21 protein-coding genes are annotated in these 20,205 nt (G+C 62.4%); 5 read left to right on the top strand and 16 right to left on the bottom strand.

Annotated elements, in window-relative coordinates:
* The 5 genes from rsxC to metG form a co-directional block, all read right to left on the bottom strand.
* On the bottom strand, nucleotides 1-2,068 hold a 2,068-nt coding region (rsxC, locus tag INS93_RS10020), incomplete at its 3' end, for an electron transport complex subunit RsxC (protein WP_192981426.1).
* Nucleotides 2,065-2,640 carry an electron transport complex subunit RsxB gene (gene rsxB, locus INS93_RS10015; RefSeq protein WP_160020555.1) on the bottom strand — a complete coding sequence of 192 codons (576 nt, stop codon included), beginning with the start codon at nucleotides 2,638-2,640 and terminating at the stop codon, nucleotides 2,065-2,067. The genes rsxC and rsxB, both read right to left, overlap by 4 nt.
* Nucleotides 2,637-3,221 (bottom strand): electron transport complex subunit RsxA, encoded by a 585-nt coding sequence (gene rsxA / locus INS93_RS10010; RefSeq protein ID WP_021488430.1) that lies wholly within the window; start codon nucleotides 3,219-3,221, stop codon nucleotides 2,637-2,639. The genes rsxB and rsxA overlap by 4 nt, the downstream gene beginning before the upstream one ends.
* Before the next feature lie 133 nt (nucleotides 3,222-3,354).
* Nucleotides 3,355-4,122 (bottom strand): DUF4349 domain-containing protein, encoded by a 768-nt coding sequence (locus tag INS93_RS10005; protein WP_192981423.1) that lies wholly within the window; start codon nucleotides 4,120-4,122, stop codon nucleotides 3,355-3,357.
* A gap of 21 nt (nucleotides 4,123-4,143) precedes the next feature.
* Entirely contained in the window at nucleotides 4,144-6,180 is a 2,037-nt protein-coding gene (metG, locus tag INS93_RS10000; protein WP_192981420.1) for a methionine--tRNA ligase, read from the bottom strand.
* A gap of 162 nt (nucleotides 6,181-6,342) precedes the next feature.
* Here metG and apbC point away from each other — a divergent pair, with 162 nt between their 5' ends.
* Nucleotides 6,343-7,431 carry an iron-sulfur cluster carrier protein ApbC gene (gene apbC / locus INS93_RS09995; protein ID WP_192981406.1) on the top strand — a complete coding sequence of 363 codons (1,089 nt, stop codon included), beginning with the start codon at nucleotides 6,343-6,345 and terminating at the stop codon, nucleotides 7,429-7,431.
* A gap of 298 nt (nucleotides 7,432-7,729) precedes the next feature.
* On the opposite strand, the gene INS93_RS09990 is transcribed toward apbC, so the two are convergent.
* Nucleotides 7,730-7,939 (bottom strand): cold-shock protein, encoded by a 210-nt coding sequence (locus tag INS93_RS09990; protein ID WP_004423761.1) that lies wholly within the window; start codon nucleotides 7,937-7,939, stop codon nucleotides 7,730-7,732.
* A gap of 300 nt (nucleotides 7,940-8,239) precedes the next feature.
* Between INS93_RS09990 and dcd the strand changes: the two genes are divergently transcribed.
* Complete coding sequence (gene dcd / locus INS93_RS09985; RefSeq protein ID WP_004423764.1) at nucleotides 8,240-8,806, top strand: dCTP deaminase; 567 nt, start codon at nucleotides 8,240-8,242, stop codon at nucleotides 8,804-8,806.
* An 86-nt stretch (nucleotides 8,807-8,892) separates the two neighbouring features.
* Nucleotides 8,893-9,105 carry a hypothetical protein gene (locus tag INS93_RS25085; protein ID WP_420707296.1) on the top strand — a complete coding sequence of 71 codons (213 nt, stop codon included), beginning with the start codon at nucleotides 8,893-8,895 and terminating at the stop codon, nucleotides 9,103-9,105.
* Between the two features lie 105 nt (nucleotides 9,106-9,210).
* Here INS93_RS25085 and nadE read toward each other — a convergent pair whose 3' ends face one another.
* From nadE to INS93_RS09970, 3 genes are read right to left on the bottom strand one after another with little or no spacing between them, the layout of a single operon-like run.
* On the bottom strand, nucleotides 9,211-10,038 hold the full coding sequence (gene nadE / locus INS93_RS09980) for an ammonia-dependent NAD(+) synthetase (RefSeq protein WP_192981403.1): 828 nt from the start codon (nucleotides 10,036-10,038) through the stop codon (nucleotides 9,211-9,213).
* Between the two features lie 10 nt (nucleotides 10,039-10,048).
* Nucleotides 10,049-11,248, bottom strand: a complete 1,200-nt coding sequence (gene pncB, locus INS93_RS09975; RefSeq protein ID WP_160020547.1) for a nicotinate phosphoribosyltransferase — start codon at nucleotides 11,246-11,248, stop codon at nucleotides 10,049-10,051.
* A complete protein-coding gene (locus INS93_RS09970; protein WP_192981390.1) occupies nucleotides 11,245-11,889 on the bottom strand; it encodes a nicotinamidase in 645 nt (214 codons plus the stop codon). Before INS93_RS09970 ends, pncB begins: the two co-directional genes overlap by 4 nt.
* 140 nt (nucleotides 11,890-12,029) lie before the next feature.
* Between INS93_RS09970 and INS93_RS09965 the strand changes: the two genes are divergently transcribed.
* Nucleotides 12,030-12,722, top strand: coding sequence for an NUDIX hydrolase (locus INS93_RS09965; protein WP_192981387.1), 693 nt, complete (start codon nucleotides 12,030-12,032; stop codon nucleotides 12,720-12,722).
* Nucleotides 12,723-13,237: 515 nt separating this feature from the next.
* On the opposite strand, the gene INS93_RS09960 is transcribed toward INS93_RS09965, so the two are convergent.
* The 4 genes from INS93_RS09960 to INS93_RS09945 all read right to left on the bottom strand — a co-directional run bounded on the left by INS93_RS09960 (nucleotide 13,238) and on the right by INS93_RS09945 (nucleotide 17,032).
* On the bottom strand, nucleotides 13,238-15,751 hold the full coding sequence (locus INS93_RS09960) for a penicillin acylase family protein (RefSeq protein WP_192981384.1): 2,514 nt from the start codon (nucleotides 15,749-15,751) through the stop codon (nucleotides 13,238-13,240).
* 99 nt (nucleotides 15,752-15,850) lie between these two features.
* Nucleotides 15,851-16,315 (bottom strand): DUF2489 domain-containing protein, encoded by a 465-nt coding sequence (locus INS93_RS09955; protein WP_192981381.1) that lies wholly within the window; start codon nucleotides 16,313-16,315, stop codon nucleotides 15,851-15,853.
* Between the two features lie 7 nt (nucleotides 16,316-16,322).
* Nucleotides 16,323-16,517, bottom strand: coding sequence for an SEC-C metal-binding domain-containing protein (locus tag INS93_RS09950; RefSeq protein ID WP_017677822.1), 195 nt, complete (start codon nucleotides 16,515-16,517; stop codon nucleotides 16,323-16,325).
* Between the two features lie 17 nt (nucleotides 16,518-16,534).
* Nucleotides 16,535-17,032 (bottom strand): LEA type 2 family protein, encoded by a 498-nt coding sequence (locus INS93_RS09945; protein WP_192981378.1) that lies wholly within the window; start codon nucleotides 17,030-17,032, stop codon nucleotides 16,535-16,537.
* Nucleotides 17,033-17,224: 192 nt separating this feature from the next.
* On the opposite strand from INS93_RS09945, the gene INS93_RS09940 reads away from it, so the two are divergent.
* Nucleotides 17,225-17,779 (top strand): hypothetical protein, encoded by a 555-nt coding sequence (locus tag INS93_RS09940; RefSeq protein ID WP_192981376.1) that lies wholly within the window; start codon nucleotides 17,225-17,227, stop codon nucleotides 17,777-17,779.
* A gap of 70 nt (nucleotides 17,780-17,849) precedes the next feature.
* Here the strand turns inward: INS93_RS09940 and INS93_RS09935 are convergent, their stop codons facing one another.
* From INS93_RS09935 to INS93_RS09925, 3 genes are all read right to left on the bottom strand, one after another.
* Complete coding sequence (locus INS93_RS09935; RefSeq protein WP_192981373.1) at nucleotides 17,850-18,965, bottom strand: hypothetical protein; 1,116 nt, start codon at nucleotides 18,963-18,965, stop codon at nucleotides 17,850-17,852.
* Nucleotides 18,966-19,032: 67 nt separating this feature from the next.
* Nucleotides 19,033-19,515 (bottom strand): YchJ family protein, encoded by a 483-nt coding sequence (locus INS93_RS09930; protein WP_192981370.1) that lies wholly within the window; start codon nucleotides 19,513-19,515, stop codon nucleotides 19,033-19,035.
* 4 nt (nucleotides 19,516-19,519) lie between these two features.
* Nucleotides 19,520-20,017: a DUF6231 family protein gene (locus INS93_RS09925; RefSeq protein ID WP_192981367.1), complete on the bottom strand. Its 498-nt coding sequence runs from the start codon at nucleotides 20,015-20,017 to the stop codon at nucleotides 19,520-19,522.
* Nucleotides 20,018-20,205: the final 188 nt, after the last annotated feature.

Here is a 20,205-nt window from a genome sequence, read left to right as displayed (position 1 = left end):
GCGCAGGCGCCTGGTTTTGCAGATCGGCCAGGGACTTCTCGGCTTCTTCCAGCTGCTGACGCAGGCGGGCGATTTCGGCCTGCTGCTCGTCGTCAGGGGTTTCGAGCTTCTCCAGCTTGCGCAGCTGGGCCTTGAGCATGGCGGCTTCGATCTTGGCCTTCTTCAAGGCTTCGTCGCCCGCAGGTTTGGCAGTTGGCGCAGGCGCCTGGTTTTGCAGATCGGCCAGGGACTTCTCGGCTTCTTCCAGCTGCTGACGCAGGCGGGCGATTTCGGCCTGCTGCTCGTCGTCAGGGGTTTCGAGCTTCTCCAGCTTGCGCAGCTGGGCCTTGAGCATGGCCGCTTCGATCTTGGCCTTCTTCAAGGCTTCATCGCCGGCTGGCTTGGGTGCGGGAGCAGGTGCAGCCGCCTGGGTATCGGCCAGGGCCTTATGTGCAGCCTCGGCGGCGGCGCGCAGCTCATTGACCTGGGCTTGCAGTTCCGGCGTGTCATGGGCGGCCAGCTGTTTTTCCGCCTTCTTCAGCGCGACCTGGGCCATGCTGGCTTCGATCTTGAGCTTCTTCAGCGCTTCGTCGGCCGGCGCGGCTGCCGCTACGGCTGGCGCTTCGGCTTGCGCGGCCTTGGCGCGGGCGGCTTTCTCGGCGCGTGCCTTGCGCTCGGCTTCCTTCTGTTCCTCGGCGCGGCGCAGGCGCTCCTGGCGCTGCTCGAAACGCTGTTTGGAATGCTCGGCCTTGAGCTGCTTCTGTTCCAGTTCGCGGATTTCCGCCTTGGCTGCGCGGTAGTACTGCACCAGCGGGATGCTCGATGGGCAGACGTAGGCGCAGGCGCCGCACTCGATACAGTCGAACAGGTTGTGCGCCTTGAGCTGCTCGTGCTCCTGGCCCAGGGCGAAGAAATGCAGTTGTTGTGGCAGCAGGCTGGCCGGGCAGGCTTCGGCGCACTCGCCGCAGCGGATACAGGGCATGGCTGGCGGAGGTGGCGGCAGCTCGGCGGCGGTACTGGCCAGCAGGCAGTTGCTGGTTTTGATCAGCGGTACGTCGAGGCTGGGCAAGGTAAAGCCCATCATCGGCCCGCCCATGATGAGGCGGCTGAGCTTGGCCTGATCCAGCCCGGCAAACGCCAGCAGCTCGCCCACGGGCGTGCCGAGCAGCGTCTCGACGTTACCCGGGCGCGCCAGCGCCTCGCCGGTCAGGGTGGTGATGCGCGAAATCAGCGGCTTGCCAAGTACCACTGCGTCGTGAATAGCCGTGCAGGTGCCGACGTTCTGGCAGAGGATGCCGATATCGGCCGGCAGCCCGCCCGAGGGCACCTCGACACCGGTGAGAATCTGGATCAGTTGCTTCTCGCCGCCGGACGGATACTTGGTGGGGAATACCCGCACCTGGTAGCTGCGCTCGCTGCAGGCACCGCGCACGGCGGCGATGGCCTCGGGCTTGTTGTCCTCGATGCCGATCAGCACCTGATCGGGCTGGATCAGCTGCACCAGGATATCGATGCCGGAAACCAGTTCAGCGGCGCGCTCGCGCATCAGCAGGTCATCGGCGGTGATATAGGGCTCACACTCGGTGCCGTTGATGATCAGTGTGTGAATCTTCTGCGTAGGGCGCGCAGTGAGTTTCACCGCCGTGGGGAATCCTGCGCCGCCCAGGCCGCTGATGCCGGCTTCGCGGATCAGCGCCAGCAGCTCGGCCGATTCCATATGCCGGTAGTCGGTGTGCGGCGTCAGTTCGATCCATTCGTCCAGGCCGTCGCTGTCGATGACGATGGCCGGCGCCAGCATGCCGGAAGCGTGTGGGTAGGGCTGCGGGCCGATAAAGCTGACGGTACCGGAGGTCGGGGCATGCAGCGGCGCGCTGACGAAGCCATTGGCCTCGGCGATCTTCTCGCCCTTGCGCACACGCTGGCCGACGACCACGCAGGGCTCGGCGACTGCACCGATATGCTGGCCGAGCGGCAACACCAGGCGCTTGGGCAGCGGCGCCTGCTGGATCGGCGTGCGATTGGACAGTTCCTTGCGCTCGGCCGGGTGGATGCCGCCGGGGATATCCCAGATCCTTTCCTGTGCGCTCATGCCGCCTGCTCCCGGTCACTGGCGATCAGTTGGCCGGGTGCCAGCGGCTTGTCCCATTTCCAGTTCTGCACGGTGCTGCCGACCTCGATCATGTCGATGCAGTCCACCGGGCAGGGTTCGACGCACAGGTCGCAGCCGGTGCACTCGCTGACGATCACCGTGTGCATCTGCCGCGCCGCGCCGACGATGGCGTCCACCGGGCAGGCCTGGATGCACTTGGTGCAGCCGATGCACTCGGCCTCGCGGATGTAGGCGACCATCTGCGGCTTCTCGCCTTCCACCGCATCCAGCGGCTCTGCCTCGACATCCAGCAGGTCGGCCAGCGCCTGGATGGTCGCCTCGCCGCCGGGTGGACACTTGTTGATCTTGTCGCCGCCGGCGATCGCCTCGGCGTAAGGTTTGCAGCCTGGGTAGCCGCACTGGCCGCACTGGGTCTGTGGCAACAGGGCGTTGATCTGCTCGGCGATGGGGTCGCCTTCGACCTTGAAGCGCACCGCAGCGAAACCGAGGATGGCACCGGCGATCAGGCACAGGCCGAGCAGCGCGAGTACGGCGATGAGGACCAGGCTCATAGCTTGATCAACCCGGCAAAGCCCATGAACGCCAGCGACATCAGGCCGGCGGTGATCATGCCGATGGCCGCGCCCTGGAAGGATTTCGGCACGTCGGCGATGGCGATGCGCTCACGCATGGCGGCGAACAGCACCAGCACCAGGGAGAAACCCAGACCCGCAGCGAAGCCGTTGGCGGTGGCGGTGATGAACGTGAACTCGGCCTTGTTGGCGTTGAGCAGGGCGACGCCGAGGACGATGCAGTTGGTGGTGATCAGCGGCAGGAAGATGCCCAGCACGCGATAGAGCAGCGGACTGGTCTTGTTCACCACCATCTCGGTGAACTGCACGGTGACCGCGATCACCAGAATGAAGCTGATGGTGCGCAGGAATTCCAGATCCAGCGGCTTGAGCACGTACTGCTGCACCAGGTAGCTGCACATGGCGGCCAGGGTCAGCACGAAGGTGGTGGCCAGGGACAGGCCGATGGCGGTTTCGATCTTCTTCGACACGCCCATGAACGGACACAGGCCGAGGAACTGCACCAGCACGAAATTATTGACCAGGATGGCGCTGACCATGATCAGGACGAGTTCGGTCATCGGGTTGCCGTCGAGTGCGCAAAGGCCATAGGAAAAGGGCGCCTATTATCGGGAAGCCGCCCCGGCCATACAAGCCGGATGCGGCGAATTGCCTACCCTTGGCGACCTCGCGTCGCAAGCAGTATGGATCTTTTCAGCGGCTGGCGAGGCGTTTCCAAAGTTTGCGCAAACCCAGTGCCACGGGGAACAGCACGATGAGGAAGGGCAGGCTGTAGCCGATGAACTCGATCAGGTTGGCGGTGCCTTCGGCGAGGTTGTCCGTCAGGCGCGAGAAGGCGTCGCCGATGCGGCCCAGGGGTGAGCTTTCGTAGGGGCTGCTGAAATTCAGGGTCAGCAGGTTGGTATCCAGACGCCGCTGCTGTTGGGCAGCCTCTTGCGCCAGTACCTGCAGTTGCACTTCCAGGGCGGCCTGCTCACGGGCCAGAGCCAGCAGGTCGGCCACGGCCAGGTCATCGCGCTTTTCGAACTGTTGCAGGGTCTGTTGCTGGCGCAGCAGTTGCTCGTGCTGGCGCTGGTTGTCGTTCACGGCCTGGGCCAGGTCTTCGGCGCGGGTGGTGCGATGGGTCAGCTCGCCGCCCTCGCTGGCCAAAGCGGTGATGGCCTCGACGCCGTCCGGCACGATGCGCAGGGTCAGTTCGCCGTGAGGTGCTCGGCCGCTGCTCTGCTGGGCGGCAATCAGGTTGCAGGTGCCGAAGCGCTCGGCCAGGCAGGCTTCGCGCGTGGCCGCGATACGTTCGCCGATCTGCTCGGCTGCCAGTTCGATGCCTGCATGGTGTTCATAGGCCAGATAGTTGCCGGCCTTGTTGCGTTCACCTTGCAGGGCGCCGCCGAGCGGGGCGCCCGATTGTTCCGAGCAGCCGGCCAGCACAGCCAGCAGCGGCACTACCATCCATGGTTTCATCCTCGCCTCCTGGCGCTTGGCTTACTTGACGCGCTGACCCGGCTTGGCGCCGCTGTCCGGGCTGAGCAGGTAGATGTCCTCGCCACCGGGGCCGGCGGCCAGGACCATGCCTTCGCTGATGCCGAACTTCATCTTGCGCGGCGCCAGGTTGGCGACGTACAGGGTCAGGCGGCCTTCCAGCTTGCTCGGGTCGGGGTAAGCGGACTTGATGCCGGAGAATACGTTGCGCTTCTCGTCGCCAATATCCAGCGACAGGCGCAGCAGCTTGTCGGCGCCTTCGACGAACTCGCACTTCTCGATCAGGGCGATACGCAGGTCGACGGCAGCGAAGGCGTCGAAATTGATCTCGGCAGCCAGCGGGTCCTTGGCAAGTTCGCCATTACCTTGTGGCTTGGGCGCTTCGGCGGCCAGGTCTTCCTTGGAGGCTTCGATCATGGCTTCGATCCTTGCTGGCTCGATGCGGGTCAGCAGTGGGTTGAACGGGTTCAACTGGTGATTGGCCAGCGGCAGCGCCAGGTCGGACCAGGTTTGCGGTTTCACGTTGAGGAAGGCTTCTGCTTCTGCGGCCAGCTTCGGCAGCACCGGCTTGAGCATGATCACCAGCTGGCGGAACAGGTTGATGCCCAGCGCGCAGATTTCCTGCACCTCGGCCTGCTTGCCCTCGACCTTGTTCAGTGCCCAGGGCGCCTTGTCGGCGATCCAGGCGTTGGCGCGGTCGGCCAGCGCCATGATCTCGCGCATGGCGCGGGAGAAATCACGCGCCTCGTAAGCGTCGGCGATGCTCGGCGCGGCGGCCTGGAAGGCTTCCCACAGTTCGGGCTCCGGGTTGGCGGCGACCAGCAGGCCGCCATTGCCCTTGTGGATGAAGCCGGCGCAGCGGCTGGCGATATTGACCACCTTGCCGACCAGGTCCGAGTTGACCTTCTGCACGAAGTCCTCGAGGTTCAGGTCCAGATCATCCACGCCACGGCCCAGCTTGGCGGCGTAGTAGTAGCGCAGGTACTCCGGGTTCAGGTGATCGAGATAGGTGCGCGCCTTGATGAAGGTGCCGCGCGATTTGGACATCTTCTGCCCGTTCACTGTCAGGTAACCGTGCACGTTGACTGCGGTCGGCTTGCGGTAGCCGGCGCCTTCGAGCATCGCGGGCCAGAACAGGGCGTGGAAGTTGACGATGTCCTTGCCGATGAAGTGGTACAGCTCGGCGCTGGAATCCTTGCCCCAGAAAGCGTCGAAATCCAGTTCCGGGCGGCGTGAGCAGAGGTTCTTGAAGCTGGCCATGTAGCCGATCGGCGCATCCAGCCAGACGTAGAAGTACTTGCCCGGCTGGTCGGGGATCTCGAAGCCGAAGTAGGGCGCATCACGGGAGATATCCCACTCCTGCAGGCCGCTGTCCAGCCACTCGGCGAGCTTGTTGGCCACGGCGTCCTGCAGGGTGCCGCTGCGCGTCCACTGCTTGAGCATGGCTTCGAAGTCGGGCAGCTTGAAGAAGAAATGTTGCGACTCCTTGAGCACCGGCACCGCACCGGAAATGGCCGAACGCGGGTTCTTCAGCTCGGTCGGTGCATAGGTAGCGCCGCATTTCTCGCAGTTGTCGCCGTACTGATCCTCAGCGGCGCACTTCGGGCAGGTGCCCTTGATGAAGCGGTCGGCGAGGAACATGCCTTTCTCGGGGTCGAAATACTGGGTCACCGCGCGGGTGGCGATATGGCCGGCGTCGCGAAGTGCCAGGTAGATGGACGCCGACAGCTCGCGGTTCTCCTCCGAGTGGGTGGAGTGGTAGTTGTCGAACTCCACGCCGAAGTCGGCGAAGTCGGCGGTGTGCTCGGCCTGCACGTTGGCGATGAGCTGCTCAGGCGTGATGCCTTCCTTCTCTGCACGCAGCATGATCGCCGAGCCGTGCGCATCGTCGGCACAGACGTAGATGGCCTGGTTGCCACGCAGCTTCTGGTAGCGCACCCACATGTCGGTCTGCACGTACTCGAGCATGTGGCCGAGGTGGATCGAACCGTTGGCGTAGGGGAGGGCGCTGGTAACGAGAATCTTGCGGGCTTCGGTCATGGTGATCGGCTGCACTGGTAAAACGAGGGAAGTCGGCAACTATAAAGCAGCGGCAGGCTGCAAGCCACCTGCACCAGGCAAGCGTGGTCGATGGACCGCGCATGGCTCGGTGCTGCTGCTATGATGCCGGCCTGTTATTGCGCTGCCTTCTGGAGTCCATGCATGAGTGCCGTCACCCGCGAAACGGTCGAAGCCTGTCTGCGTCAGTTCACCGATCCTCATCTTGATCAGGACCCGGTCAGTGCCGGTTGCCTGCGTGAAGTCGACATTCAGGGCGCGCGTGTTTCCGTGCGTTTGCAGCTCGGTTATGCCGCCGGCCTGTTCAAGAACGGTTGGGCGCAGATGCTGCAGATGGCGCTGGAGAACCTCGATGGCATCGACAGTGCGCAGGTAAAGGTCGATTGCGTGATCGACTCGCATCAGGGCCAGGCCCAGGTGCCGGCACTGGCCGGGGTCAAGAACGTGATCGCCGTGGCCTCAGGCAAGGGTGGTGTAGGCAAATCCACAACCGCAGCCAACCTGGCCTTGGCCCTGGCGCGTGAAGGCGCGCGCGTGGGCATTCTCGATGCTGATATCTACGGCCCCAGCCAGGGCATCATGTTCGGCATCGCCGAAGGTACGCGGCCGCAGGTCAAGGATCAGAAATGGTTCGTGCCGCTCGAGGCGCATGGCGTGCAGGTGATGTCCATGGCCTTTCTCACCGACGACAACACGCCGATGGTGTGGCGTGGGCCGATGGTCAGCGGCGCCTTGCTGCAACTGATTACCCAGACCGCCTGGAACGATCTCGATTACCTGGTGGTGGACATGCCACCGGGCACTGGCGACATCCAGTTGACCCTGGCGCAGAAGGTGCCGGTGGCTGGCAGCGTGATCGTCACCACGCCACAGGACCTGGCTCTGCTCGATGCCAAGAAAGGCGTGGAGATGTTCCGCAAGGTGCATATCCCTGTGCTCGGCGTGGTGGAGAACATGGCTGTGCACATCTGTTCGAACTGCGGCCATGCCGAGCATCTGTTCGGCGAGGGCGGTGGTGAGAAGTTGGCAGCGCAGTATGGCGTCGAGCTGCTGGCCTCACTGCCGCTGTCGATGGCCATTCGCATGCAGGCCGATGATGGCAAACCGACCACGATTGCCGATCCGGAAAGCCAGATTGCCATGATCTATCAGGACCTGGCGCGCAAGGTTGGCGCGCGTATCGCCCTGGCCGGCCAGCCGGCGATGCCCAGTATCGAGATCAGTGAGGACTAACAGCAACCGCGCAGCGGCCCTCTGATGACCCTCTCCCATTTATGGGGCGAAGAGGCGCGTTTTGGAAGCATCGCTTCCTGCGCCGATGAGCGCCTGATCGCGAAGCGATCAGGCCGGGGCGCGGAGCGGGGTGCCCGAAGGGCGGGAGAGGGCAATGCAGGCGACTCGGTAGTCTCTCCCCCGGCCCTCTCCAGTAGGCGTGCCCCCAATAAATGGGAGAGGGGAGACAAGCACCATCCAGACACCCACAAAAAAGCCCCGCACTAGGCGGGGCTCTTTTCAAGCAGGTCAGCTCAGGTTAGACAACCTGAACTTCCTCAGCTTGCATGCCTTTCTGACCACGGGTGGCCACGAAAGTCACTTGCTGGCCTTCTTTCAGGCTCTTGAAGCCATCGCTCTGAATGGCTTTGAAGTGTACGAAGAGGTCGTCACCGGATTGCGGGGTGATGAAGCCGTAGCCTTTCTCATCGTTGAACCACTTGACGGTGCCAGTCTGACGATTGGACATGTGATGTCTCCTAACAAAAGTAATAACAGCCCTGGAAAAGCCCAGGCCGGGACTGAGTGCAACGAGTACTAGGAGTCGGACGATGTTTGGATCGAGATCTAGGCATCAAGTAGCGATTCGCGGTGACACATGCAGCACAGTGGGGACACCATACGTGTTTTTATCGCCAAGTGCGAATGCTCGATGCAGCTTTTTTGCAAATAATGGTCGATAGGGGCGCCGGCAATCTTTGAAGCGTGGCGTCTGCATCGGTAAGATGCGCTCACTTTTCTTGTAACCGCCTACTCAGGACACCTCGCCATGAGCATCAAATCGGACAAGTGGATTCGCCGCATGGCCCAGGAACACGGCATGATCGAGCCTTACGTCGAGCGCCAGGTACGCGGTGCCGACGACAGTCGCGTCATCTCCTACGGTGTTTCCAGCTACGGCTACGACGTACGTTGCGCCGATGAATTCAAGGTGTTCACCAATATCCACTCGGCCATCGTCGATCCGAAGAATTTCGATGAGAAGAGCTTCGTCGACATCAAGAGCGACGTCTGCATCATTCCGCCTAACTCCTTCGCCCTGGCGCGCACTGTCGAATACTTCCGCATCCCGCGCGACGTACTGACCATCTGCCTGGGCAAGAGCACTTACGCGCGTTGCGGCATCATCGTCAACGTCACGCCGCTGGAGCCGGAGTGGGAAGGTCACGTGACTCTGGAGTTCTCCAACACCACCAACCTGCCGGCGAAGATCTACGCCAACGAAGGCGTGGCGCAGATGCTGTTCCTGCAATCCGACGAGGCCTGTGAGGTTTCCTACCGCGATCGCGGCGGCAAGTACCAGGGCCAGACCGGGGTAACCCTGCCCAAGGCATGATCGCCAAAGCGTTGTCAGAAAGCCGGGCTCAGCCCGGCTTTTTTGTGCGCGCTAGCGTTTGGTCGGGTAGCCTGAATTTCCTGCTCATGTGGGGCTCCACCTGTAACAGTCCACGCTCAGGAGAACGACTCATGTCTTTGCCCGATATCAATGCGGGAGGCATTCCCGGCCAGCCCGAACCCGATATCCCCGACCAGCCAGGAAGGCCCGTGCCGCCGCAGGAACCGGGCGAGCCGACAGTGCCCGATCAACCACCGCCGGCTCCGGTGGCCCACAGACGGCCTCGCGCGGGCTTTTAGCGCCTCGCTGCGCCAGCAGGGCACATGACAGGGGAGTGGCATTGATTTGCAGTGCAGACGAAAAAGCCGGGCATCGCCCGGCTTTTTCTCTCCACCCTACGGCGCTCAGGGCACCAGCGGCAGTTCGCGTTTGTGGCGCGTGTTGTCGTAGGTGCGAACGATGGTGGCATAGGCTTCGTCGCTGACTTTCTCGCCATGCAGGAAAGCGTCGATCTCGGTGTAGGTGACGCCATGCGCCTCCTCGTCCGGTTTGCCCGGGCGCAGTTCTTCCAGGTCGGCAGTCGGTGTTTTCATCACAAGGTGCTGCGGTGCGCCCAGGTGCGCTGCGATGGCACGTACCTGTTTCTTCACCAGCCCGGACAGCGGAGCGAGGTCGCAGGCGCCGTCACCGAACTTGGTGAAGAAGCCCATCACCGCCTCGGCGGCGTGATCGGTGCCGATCACCAGGCCGTTGTTGGCGTTGGCAATGGCGAACTGGGCAACCATGCGGATACGTGCCTTGATATTACCAACGACGAAATCGCGGCGGGCGTCGGTCAGTTTCTGCAGATGGGTGACCTGCTCGCCAAGGCCGGAGACGCTGCCGGCGATGTTCACAGTGTCTTGTTCATCGGCGCAGATGAATTTCAGCGAATCCTGGGCGTCATGTTCGTCGTGCTGGGCGTTGTGCGGCAGGCGCACGGCGATGAAGCGGTAAGCAGTATCGCCAGTTTCGGCGCGCAGCTCCTCGACCGAAAGCTGGGCCAGGCGCCCGGCAGTCAGCGAGTCGACACCGCCGCTGATACCCAGAACAAGTACTTTGAGGCCGGAATTCTTCAGGGTGTTCTTGATGAAGGTCTTGCGCCGCTCGATCTCTGCGCTCAGCGCGGCGTCGTCGGCGAATGGCGGCACCACGTCGAGGGCGGCGGCGATTTCGGCTTGGCGGTTGCTCATGTCTGGCTCCTCACTGGGTAACGCGAAAGACGTGTTTCAGGTAATGGACGAAGTTCTCGTCGCGGCATTGGGTCTTGCCAGGAGTATCGGAGATTTTCGCCACTGGCTGACCGTTGCAGGCGATCATCTTTATCACGATGTTCATGGGGGTGACGCCGGGGATGTCGCAGGTCAGGTTGGTGCCGATCCCGAAGCTTACGTGGATTCGCCCGGAAAGTGCACGGTAGAGCTGTAGCGACTTGGGCAGGTCGAGCCCGTCGGAGAACACCAGGGTCTTGCTCCTGGGGTCGATACCGAGTTTCTCGTAGTGGGCGATGGCCTTTTCCGCCCACACCAGTGGGTCGCCGGAGTCATGGCGCAGGCCGTCGAAGAGCTTGGCGAAGTACAGGTCGAAATCGGCGAGGAAGGCATCCATGGTGATGCAGTCGGTCAGGGCGATGCCGAGCAAGCCGCGGTATTCGCGGACCCAGCAGTCGAGGGCGGCGATCTGGCTGTCGATCAGCCGTGGGCCGAGCTGCTGGTGCGCCATCAGCCACTCGTGGGCCATGGTGCCAATGGGCTTGAGGTCGAACTCGCGCGCCAGGTGCACATTGCTGGTGCCGACGAAGCGACCGGGGAAATCGCGCTTGAGGATATGCACCGCCTGCTCCTGCACGCGGTAGGAGAAGCGCCTGCGGGTACCGAAATCAGCCAGCTGGAAACCGGCCAGCTCGCTCGGCGAGGCTTCAGCCTTGAGCCAGTCGAGCTTCTCGTACAGGCGTTCGGCGGCCTGTTCCAGCAGCACTTCGCGGTAGCGATAGCGGTTGCGTACTTCGCTGACGATGGCCAGCAACGGTACCTCGAAGAGGATGATGTGCAGCCAGGGGCCGCGCAGGCGGATGTTCAACTGACCGTCTTCGATGCTGGTGTGCACGTAGCGCAGGTTGAAGCGGAACAAACTCAGAAAGCGGATGAAGTCGGGCTTGATGAAGGGAATACTTTCGAGAAAAGCGAGCTGATCGATACTCAGGCTCAGCTCGCTCAAGCGTTCGATCTGGTAGCGGATCTCGGCCAGGTAGGGCGTCAGGTCCTCGCTGCTGCGGCAGCGGAACTCCCATTCCACCTCAGCGTTGGGGTAGTTGTGCAGCACCGCCTGCATCATGGTCAGCTTGTAGAAGTCGGTGTCCAGCAGGTTCTGCACGGTGCGTTCGGCGAAGATGCTCTCGCTCATCGCTGATTCTCCTTGGCTAGGGCGCCATCCAGCTGTTCCAGGCTGGCGGCCAGTGTAATGCCCTGTTCGCGCATGGCGATGCAGGCGTTTTCGGCTGTTTCGCTGGCAATCGCGCGGCAGGCCGGTAGATGCACGATCACCTCGAAGCCGGCGCGGCGTAGCTGCAGGGCGGTGGTCTTGACGCAGTAGTCCAGAGCCAGGCCGCCGACCACTACAAGATCGACGTCATTTTGCCGGAGAAATTCGATCACGCCCGTGCTGCGCTTCTCGGCCAGGTCGTGATAGCAGGCGCCGTAAGGGTGCAGGTCCGGCTCGACGCCTTTCCACACGAAGTAGTCGTAGTCCAGCGGCGCTGGCAGGCCATCGAGCAATTCGAAGCCGGGCGTACCGGGCACGCAGTGGCTGACCCAGGTCAGGTCGGCATTGGCCAATGGCAGGGGCTGCAGCATCTGTGCGTGTTCTGGCACCACCCAGGCGGCTTGCGGGCTGTGGGCATCCTTGCTGCCGATACGCAGCTGGGCGCGAGCGGCCAATTGATTCAGTGCCGGGACGATGGCGTCGCCCTCGGGCACTGGCAGCTCGTTGGGGCACAGCGGGGTGAAGCCTTTCTGGGCATCGACATCGAAGCTGGCGATCTTCATGGCGCCCTCCGTCTCGTGGGTGAGTGACTACATATTTCATCTGATGAAATATGTAGTCAAGTGTTTTCACCAAATCCTGCGTGAAAAAATATGAGTTATTGGTCAAGATGGAATAAGTATATGAAGGAGCAAGGGACAGGATGAGTGCAGTGGAGGTTCTGGCCGGGGTGGATATCGTTGCCCTGCGCCTGAGCGAGGAGGGGGCGTTGCAGGTGCTGCTGCTGCGTCGCCAGCGCGAACCCTACGCAGGGCAATGGGCGCTACCGGGTGTGCTGGTCAATGGTCGTTGCGTCGATGCCAGCCTGGACGCCGCCGCTGCCCGTGCGCTGGCGGACAAGGCGCGCCTGCAACCGCAGTATCTGGAGCAGGTAGCGACGGTGGGCAATGGCGTGCGTGATCCGCGCGGCTGGTCGTTGAGCACCTGCTATCTGGCGCTGCTGGCGCCTGATGCCGTACCGCAGGATGAAGGTTTGCGCTTCGCCGATCTGGCGCTCATAGCTGCAGGGCAGCAGGCGTTGCCATTCGACCACACGCAACTGGTGCGCCTGGCGTCCGAGCGATTGCGCGGCAAGTCGGTCTACAGCTCCCTGCCGCTGTACCTGCTGGCGCCACGATTCACCGTGACCGAAGCGCTGACGGCGTTCCAGGCTTGTCTGGGCGAGCCGGTGCAGCACACCACCTTGCGCGGGAGGCTGGAGCGGATGAAGGCGCAGGGTTGGATCAATGATACCGGCGAGAAGAATTATCCGAAGATGGGGCGCCCGCAGAGTCTGCTGGAGCATCGCCCGCAAGCGGGTGAGGCCTTTATCTTCGACCGTAGCCTGCTGGCTTAGGGTCTGTTGCCGTTTCGCGCACGGCCGCGACGGAGCCGGTTTTTGCGTGGGGCTGGGCGCGAGACGCGAAGTTTGGTCGCCCAAATGAGCCGTCGAGTAACGACGTACCACGCAAAAACTGGCCCGCCCCTTCGGGTTGCGCGGCAAATTGCGCCATGCGTCGTTGCGGGATTTGGCAAGGGAACGACCATTACCTGCATCCCGCGCCTCGCGTGGCGCAATTTGGCGCAGCAACGCGCCTCGCGTCGAAACGGCAACAGACCCTAGTAGGCGCTCTCTGAATTGCAGGCAAAAAAATAGGCGCCAGAGGCGCCAGGGGAGCATTTCAATCGATGCATAGTCTCTGAGCCTGCTTCGTTCGGGAAGTTCCGTACGGTGATGGAAAAAAGCCATCTTTTTCCTGCAGGCAAAAGAAAAGGCGCCAGGGGCGCCTTAAAACGATGATCTATGGAGTAAGTCGACTATTCAGAGTCAGGCGCTGAGGGAAAGGTTCAGCGCCGCCCGACGAACGGTCATTACTTGGCCGGCATCAACAACAGGCGCTGGTTGCCGTAGACCTTGTCCAGGTTCTGCGCTTTGAACGGGAAGCTCATGTAGCCACCTTTCAGCCATGATTCGATGCCGTCGGCATAGTGTGGGCTGGCCGGGTTACCGGACTGGCCCGAGCTATTGACGCCAACCAAGGGTTCGTCCGCGGCAAAATCCACCACGATGCGCATGGCCGGGATCAGGAAGGTGTGGAAATCCTGGCCCCAGGCATAGGCGGAGACGTTCAGCGTGCTGTGGTCACCCCCGGCCGGATAGGGGCCGCGATCCAGATAACCTTTTAGAGCATTGATGCTGGTGCGCTGGCTGGCGCTCATGTAAGGCGCCATGCGCGTGGTGTCCGTCACCCACTCATAGGTGTGCAGCTTGCCCCATTGCCAGTTGCGACGCTCTACGCCCAGACGGCTTTCCAACAGCTCGATGCTGGCGGCCAGGCTGCGCGCGAGTATGGTCGGTTTATCCTCCTGCTCTGGCGTGCGGATGTCGTTCCAGAATGGGCTGTCGGCACGGCCAAGGAGATGATCGGCCTGCGCCGAGTAGGAGGTGTTGGCGGTTTGCACCAGCGCCTTCCAGGCCGGACTGTCTTCCGGGCCCAGCTCGTCGAGGAAGATCTGCCGCGCGCTTTCATGCAGGAAGGCACCGTAGATGGCGGCATCGGCCGAACTGGCGGCGAGCTTGCCGTCGAACGCCAACAGACGCTTCAGTGCTTCATCGGCCCGCGCGCGTTGACCGGCCGGCAGGGCGGCGATGGCCTGGCGCAGCGAGTCGTGCATGACCGGGTCATTGAACATGGCCTGCAGTTTGGCGACGAAGGGGGAGGTCTGGTCGTACTGCATGGCGATCATGCTGCGACCATCGTGACGGCCGTTGCCGGCCAGCTCGGCGATGCGCTCGGCGCGTTCCGGGTAATACCAGGAGCTGGACAGCTGCATGCCATAACCGGGCGGCACGCTGCGCTCATTGGCAGTGCCCAGCCAGCCTTGCGGCGGGTCCTGATCGTAAGGATGCAGCATCGGGTCGGCGAAGCCATCCCAGGCGTAGCGTTCGTCCCAGCCGGGCGAGGGCAGCAGGCCGCGACCTTCGCGGCGGTTCGGGTAGCGACCGGTGACCTGCCAGCCGATGTGCTGGGCATCGGCGAAGACGATGTTCAGCGGCATGGCGCGGATTTCCCGCGTCGCCTCGAAGGCCTGGTCCACCGATTGCGCGCGTGACAGGTCGAAGAAGGCATCGAGACTCTGGTCACGCTCGAACTGGGTGGTTTTCAGTGCCAGGCCGTAGCCGCTCTGCAGCGCCAGGGGCTGCAGCATATGCTTGCGTTCGCCGAGTACCGAGTTGAGCAGCGGACCGTTGCGGGTCTCGTAAAGTGTTTCGCGGATCGGGCGCTGGCCACGGATGAAGAACGTCTCCTGGCGCTCGCTGACCGGTAGCCACTTGCCGTCGGCTTGGTACATCAGGCGGCTGCCTTCGCGTTTGATGCGCTCCAGGTAGATATCCTGGTTGTCGCCCATGACCATGGTCATGCCCCAGGCCAGCTTGCCGTTGTAGCCGGCGACCACGGCCGGCACGCCCGCCAGGGACACGCCGGCGGCCTGGTACTTGGGCGAGCGGATCTGCACGAAATTCCACAGCGAAGGCATGCTCAATGGCAGATGAGTGTCGTTGGCCAGCAGGCTCTTGCCGCCACGGCTACGCTGCGGGGCGATGGCCCAGTTGTTCGAAGCGGCGACGCCGAGCATGTGCTGTTCGGCGATCTGCGCCGCAGTCCGGGAAATCGCCTGCAGGCCCGGCAACTGGCCCTTGAGGTCGAGGCCAGCGAGTTTTTCCGCCTCGGCGAAGGGCAGCGGTTCGTCCGGGTAGATCGGCAGCAGCCAGGGCAGCTTGTCCGTGCCCACCTGCTGAGCCATGGTCAGCGCGGCGATCTCCTCCTGCAGGTTCACCGCCAGGCCGAAGTTGAGCAGGCAGAACAGCAGCACCGAGTCCTCGGGCTTCCAGTACTCGGGGCGGTAGCCGGACTCGGCCAGATCCATCGGCAGGCGATCACGGTAGCGGAACAGGTAGGCGTTGACGCCACGGGAATAGACCTCGAAGAAGCGCTTCAGGCGTGGCGAGGCGTCGGCGTAGAGAATTTCCGCATTCTTTTTCAGGTTGACCGCGCGCATGAAACGGTCCATTTCCAGCACGCCGGGCCCGGCCATCTCGGCCAGGCGACCCTGAGCCAGCAGGCGCATGCCGACCATCTGGCTGAGACGGTCACCTGCATGCACGTAGCCCAGGGTAAACAGGGCGTCGTGGAAATTGCTCGATTCGATCAGTGGCATGCCGAGGGCATTGCGCCGCACCGACGCACTTTCGGCCACACCCTGGATGCGCTCGACACCGCGCGTCGGTGGCACGCTGTCGGCATAGCGGCTGTTGAGCAGGGACTGGCAGCCGGCGAGGCTGATCAGTGAGGCGGCAATAGTCAGGCGAGCCAGCGTGCGCATGGCGAATTTCCTTGGTGTGCGGACGGTCGGGGCCGGTCGTGCAGTGAGCGGCCACAAAGGCGCCAAGGTAATGAGGCTGGTGATGCCTGGCAAGAGGCCTCAGAAGCTCGTCTGAGGCCTCTTCAGCCCTTCGTCCAGCAACCAGCGAGCGGCGATGCGTGCGGCGGCCTTGTGCTGCAGTTCCAACTCGTTGAAGCGTTTTTCGAAGCGGCGCCGTTCGGCCTTGTCCAGGGCCTTCCAGCCCGCATGCGTGGGCACCTCGGCGGTCGCCTCGAAGAGCAGATGGAACACCTGGCAGCGGCTGTCATTGCTCAGGGCGCTGTCATAGTTGTCGAGCAGCACCTTGATGCGGATGGCGCCTTCGATCAACGGCAACTGCTCATCGAGCAGGCTGCTGGCGAGGATGTGCAGATCGCCACCGATGCGTTGCTGGCGTTCTTGCTGCGCTTCGTCGCGCACGCGCTGGTTCGCCCAGACGCGGCGCCACAGATGCCAGGCATAAGCGGCCAGCGCTGCGATCAGCAGCAGGCCGCTCAGCAGCAGGGTGAGGTTCAAGGCACTCATGCGCGGTTCAGGCGCCGTGGCACTTCTTGTACTTCTTCTCGCTGCCGCATGGGCAAGGATCGTTACGGCCGACATCCTTCAGCGCGTTGCGCACCGGCTCCTGATGGCCATGGTTGCAGTGCGGGCCGTGCACATGGCCGTGATCGTGATGATCGTGGTCATGGTTGCAGTCAGGGCCGTGGACGTGGGGTTGGTTGCTCATGGTGTTACTCGTGCAGGTTATTCGGGGATGAAATCGCCGGGAATTATCTCGCCATTACGCGCCATGTGCACGCTGCGGCCGAACAACATGCCGGTTTTTACCTCACCCTTGAGGCTATAGCGAATCGGCACGTCCGGTTTTTCCAGTGCCTTGACGATCTGCCGGACATGGCGCCAGAGGTTGGTGCGCACCGGGACGTCGAAGGTGTGGTGGCCATGGGCGGGCACGGTGAACCACTCGTTGGAGTAGCCTTCGGCCAACTGGATACCATTGAGATGGACGTTATAGTCCAGCCCACGCACCGGCAGGCTGACGCCGTTGGGATTGTCGATTCGAAAGCGCAGGCGGAACTCCTGTTCGAGCAGCCTGGCCTTGACCACATCAACTTTGATGAGTTGGACGTCCGGGTCCTTGAAGCCACCTGTCATCCAGGTGGAGCATCCTGTCAGGCCTGAAAGCAGGCCAAAAAACATCAATAGGCTGATAATTCTTATCATTTGCGCCTGAGAAAACATTTCATACCCCCATTGCGGCTCAGTGTAACAAGCAAGCGCTTGGCTGCAACGGGGAAGCACTCATTATTTTCAATGAGATATTGTGGCGGTTTCGGGATGCTGGTGATCGGGAGAGCATGAATGAGAAGCCTGCAGTGTCAGGGCAAAGGAACCTGCGCCATACTGAGCGGCGAATAGGACAGGAGTGTGACCATGAGTCGCTACGAGATCGCCTTCTCCGGGCAACTGGTGCCGGGCGCCCAGCCAGAGCTGGTCAAGGCCAATATGGCCAAGCTGTTCCAGGCCGATGCTCAGCGCATCGCTCAGTTGTTCTCCGGGCGCCGCATCGTGATCAAGAACAACCTCGACGCCGCCGGGGCGGAGAAGTACCGCGCGACCCTGGAGCGGGCCGGTGCGCGGGTCGAAGTCGTCGATATGGACGTGCTGATCGAGGAGGTCGAACTGGCCCCGCCGCCGCCCGTAGAGCCGGAGCCTGCTCCGGCAGCAGCACGGGTTGTGGCCAAGCCAGGGCGCCTGCAGGTCGCGCCACGAGATGAGTACATGGCCGCGTTCAGTGATGTAGATGCCCCGGATTTCGATATCGCTCCGGTGGGCAGCGATCTGCAGGACGCCAGGCCCGACGCTGCAGCACCACAGGTCGATCTGTCGCAGTTCAGTCTGGCGCCCGTCGGTAGCGATATGGGGCAAGCCAAGCCTGCGACTCCGGCGGCTGCACCGGATACATCGCACCTGAAGCTGCAGGACTGAGCATTCAGTCGCCTGGTTTGAAACGCCGTGAGTTGAGCCTGCAGCCACGGCGTTTTTGCGTTCAGGGCAGCTAACCCGCCTTGCACGCGGCTGCGGCTTCCTCGGGCTTGAGGTTGCGCACGCTGGTGAAGAACAGTTCGCAGGTTTGCAGCTTCCCCGTTACCTGCCATTTTTCGGTGCAGGTATTGAGCGTCTGCTGCGGATCACTTGTCGGCTGTTGGCCCATGCCGGCCTGCCAGCAGGCGGCGCTCAAGTCCTGTCCCATGACCTTGATTCCGGCTGCGTTGGCAGCATCCTTGTTGCCCTTGTTGTTGGCCGGGTCGGCCGCATACCAGATGTAGCTGGGATGATTGGCGCCGAGCACGTAGACCTGCTGGCCGGGGGCTGCATCGATCTGGCCGAGCCCCAGCACCGGCAGATTGACGCCGTACTGTTGCTTGATCCAACTGCGCACCGGGCTGCCGAAGGCGACCATCGGCAGGCTGGCATCGTTCGGACCGGCACTGAGTTCGCTGACCATGCGCCGCTGATAGCTGTTGAAGTAGCCGTACACGCCCTGCAATGCGCTGCCGGCACTGGCCGGGGCGGCGATGGGGGCGATGTCGATGATGGTCTGGTAGGCGGGGGTGTGTTCCGCCTCTACACCATTGAAACCGAGCAGCGAGGCCCAGCGATCGGTGGTGCTCGAACGCAGATAATCCTGAGCCTGAGTCAGTGAGTAGTCCGGTGGGAAATGCAGCAGCTCGACGCTCTTGCGGTTCTCCAGAGCCATGCCCAGGGGCAGGAAGAAGTACCAGTTGTACTGCCATTTGCCGTCACGATTCAGCTGACTGGCGCCCTGATAGGCCAGGTCACCGGCATCGAGCAATTGCAGCAGGGGTTTGCCGTAATCCTTTGGCGTGCCGTCGAAATTGGCATGAATGCGTTCCCCGTTGCGTGTTACGCGCACGCTGGCCTGGGGGTAACCATCGCGCGTCAGGCTCTGTTGCAGGTAGTGTTCGACCGTCTGTTCCAGCGTCCAGTCGCGGTAGCAGATCACGCTGCAGTTGTTCGGGTAGGCGAACAGTCGGCTGACGCGCTGGCTGTCGCCCAGGTCCAGCGTTTCCCCTTGCAGCCCATCGGGCTGGTTGGCGCAGCCCAAAAGCAGGCTGGCCAGGATAAGAGCGATACCACTTTTCTTGTGCATGACTTTCTCCTTGTTGAGTGTCCTCGCGGGACGTATCAACTCAAGCAGAAAGCAGGATTAACGCCAATCAGCCATTCAGGTAGGGCGCACAGCACTTCTTGAACTTCTGCCCGCCCTGGCAGGGGCAAGGGTCATTGCGTCCGGCCTTCAGTGGTGCGGTCGGGTCGAGGAAGAACCAGCGCCCGTTCACCTGAACGAAAGCGGAGCATTCGCGGTGACGATGTTCGCCGTTGTCATCGTGCCAACGGGCGACGAAAGTGACCTGGGCGTGCTCCGGCTGGCCGCCGAATACCTCGCTACCCTCGATTTCCAGGCCCAGCCAGGTGCTTTGCGCGCTCCAGGCGGCCATCGCGTCGCGGTCGAGGGCCTGTTGCTGGGCGGGCAAAGTGGTGGTTACCAGATAATCCACCAGGCCCAGTACATAAGCGGTGTAGCGCGAACGCATCAATAATTCCGCGCTGGGTGCGTGGGTACCTGCGTGATAGTGACCGCAGCACTGGCTCAGCAGGTTGCCGCTGCCGCAGGGGCAGTTGGGATCGAGAGGGTTCATCGTTCTACCACCAGTATTTGCCGAAATTTTCCGGGTTTGCCCAGAACTTCGCGTTCAACCAGTCGGGAACTTGCTTGTAATCGAGCAGATCATAGGTGAACAGATGCAGGGTCTGTCCCTCGCGCTTGAACTGTTCACTGGCTTGCATGGCCAGGGCGAAAAAGTCGGTTTCCTGCCAATCACCTGCCTTGAGGTCGAGCAATACGGCGACCCGGCTGGCGTTGAGGTTGCGAATGCCACCCAGTAGCTGCAGTCCATCGCGTTTGGGTAAGTGCTCCAGACAGTCGACCAGAATTGCCAGGTCGAAGCGCTGTGCGGCCAGTTCAGGCGCCAGGGGAGCAGCTGGTGCGGTGGTGACCTGACACTGCGGGTGGGCGCTGTGAAAGGCGCTGACTGCGGGTAGTTCGCTCGCCCCGAGTAACAGCAGTTTCTCGGGGGTATAGCGTGCAAGCAGTGCCGCAATGGCTTGCTGTGGAGTACGGGTGCTAAGGCTGGCGGTCATCGAACTTCCTCGAAAAGTCTGCAAAGACTAACGTGGTGTCGTTATCAGGCCTAGAGTGAGAGAAAATTATCCGCAGAAGCTGCTATAGCTGGCGGATTGTACAACTCCTGTCTTTACTACTATCGAGTCGGTTATGCGCCGATGAACATTGGAGACCTAAAGTATGAGTATCACAAGGAACGCAGTAC

This window comes from Pseudomonas sp. EggHat1, assembly GCF_014892995.1.
Taxonomy (GTDB): Bacteria; Pseudomonadota; Gammaproteobacteria; order Pseudomonadales; family Pseudomonadaceae; genus Aquipseudomonas; species Aquipseudomonas chaetocerotis.
This window is presented reverse-complemented; position numbering and strand designations above follow the sequence as displayed.

Coding starts and splice junctions, on each gene's coding strand:
- rsxB (WP_160020555.1), bottom strand. CDS start 2,640: ATGAGCCTGGTCCTCATCGCCGTACTCGCGCTGCTCGGCCTGTGCCTG.
- rsxA (WP_021488430.1), bottom strand. CDS start 3,221: ATGACCGAACTCGTCCTGATCATGGTCAGCGCCATCCTGGTCAATAAT.
- INS93_RS10005 (WP_192981423.1), bottom strand. CDS start 4,122: ATGAAACCATGGATGGTAGTGCCGCTGCTGGCTGTGCTGGCCGGCTGC.
- metG (WP_192981420.1), bottom strand. CDS start 6,180: ATGACCGAAGCCCGCAAGATTCTCGTTACCAGCGCCCTCCCCTACGCC.
- apbC (WP_192981406.1), top strand. CDS start 6,343: ATGAGTGCCGTCACCCGCGAAACGGTCGAAGCCTGTCTGCGTCAGTTC.
- INS93_RS09990 (WP_004423761.1), bottom strand. CDS start 7,939: ATGTCCAATCGTCAGACTGGCACCGTCAAGTGGTTCAACGATGAGAAA.
- dcd (WP_004423764.1), top strand. CDS start 8,240: ATGAGCATCAAATCGGACAAGTGGATTCGCCGCATGGCCCAGGAACAC.
- INS93_RS25085 (WP_420707296.1), top strand. CDS start 8,893: ATGTGGGGCTCCACCTGTAACAGTCCACGCTCAGGAGAACGACTCATG.
- nadE (WP_192981403.1), bottom strand. CDS start 10,038: ATGAGCAACCGCCAAGCCGAAATCGCCGCCGCCCTCGACGTGGTGCCG.
- pncB (WP_160020547.1), bottom strand. CDS start 11,248: ATGAGCGAGAGCATCTTCGCCGAACGCACCGTGCAGAACCTGCTGGAC.
- INS93_RS09970 (WP_192981390.1), bottom strand. CDS start 11,889: ATGAAGATCGCCAGCTTCGATGTCGATGCCCAGAAAGGCTTCACCCCG.
- INS93_RS09965 (WP_192981387.1), top strand. CDS start 12,030: ATGAGTGCAGTGGAGGTTCTGGCCGGGGTGGATATCGTTGCCCTGCGC.
- INS93_RS09960 (WP_192981384.1), bottom strand. CDS start 15,751: ATGCGCACGCTGGCTCGCCTGACTATTGCCGCCTCACTGATCAGCCTC.
- INS93_RS09955 (WP_192981381.1), bottom strand. CDS start 16,315: ATGAGTGCCTTGAACCTCACCCTGCTGCTGAGCGGCCTGCTGCTGATC.
- INS93_RS09950 (WP_017677822.1), bottom strand. CDS start 16,517: ATGAGCAACCAACCCCACGTCCACGGCCCTGACTGCAACCATGACCAC.
- INS93_RS09945 (WP_192981378.1), bottom strand. CDS start 17,032: ATGTTTTCTCAGGCGCAAATGATAAGAATTATCAGCCTATTGATGTTT.
- INS93_RS09940 (WP_192981376.1), top strand. CDS start 17,225: ATGAGTCGCTACGAGATCGCCTTCTCCGGGCAACTGGTGCCGGGCGCC.
- INS93_RS09935 (WP_192981373.1), bottom strand. CDS start 18,965: ATGCACAAGAAAAGTGGTATCGCTCTTATCCTGGCCAGCCTGCTTTTG.
- INS93_RS09930 (WP_192981370.1), bottom strand. CDS start 19,515: ATGAACCCTCTCGATCCCAACTGCCCCTGCGGCAGCGGCAACCTGCTG.
- INS93_RS09925 (WP_192981367.1), bottom strand. CDS start 20,017: ATGACCGCCAGCCTTAGCACCCGTACTCCACAGCAAGCCATTGCGGCA.